Below are 394 nucleotides of genomic sequence, written 5' to 3' on the forward strand. Positions count from 1 at the left end.
ACGTGCTATAATGTTCAGAAGATTTTTTAAAACTAGCTTTTATAATCTGAGGTGTGAAATCAAATGAAACTAACAGAAAAAGAAACTGAAATATTAGAGATTTTAGATGAAAACAGCCGCGCCGATTTAAATACAATTGCAAAAATGGCAGGCGTGACAACAGAAGAAGCCGAAGCCATCATTCAAAAACTTGAAGATCAAAAAGTCATTATTGATTATTCAACCATGATTGACTGGCGAAAAGTGGATGGTCATGAAGGCGTTACAGCAATGATTGATGTAAAAGTGACACCAAAAAGAGGCGTCGGATTTGATGAAATTGCTGAACGGATTTATCGGTTTCAGGAAGTGGAGTCTGTCTATCTCATGTCAGGTGTTTATGATCTTTCCGTTG

1 protein-coding gene is annotated in these 394 nt (G+C 36.5%); it reads left to right on the top strand.

Features of this window, described 5'->3' with window-relative positions; all coding sequences use genetic code 11:
• Positions 1-63: 63 nt before the first annotated feature.
• Positions 64-394: Lrp/AsnC family transcriptional regulator (locus GFC01_RS18520; RefSeq protein WP_152948534.1), on the top strand; the 331-nt coding region annotated here is incomplete at its 3' end.

Source organism: Desulfofundulus thermobenzoicus (assembly GCF_009428905.1).
GTDB lineage: Bacteria > Bacillota > Desulfotomaculia > Desulfotomaculales > Desulfovirgulaceae > Desulfofundulus_A > Desulfofundulus_A thermobenzoicus.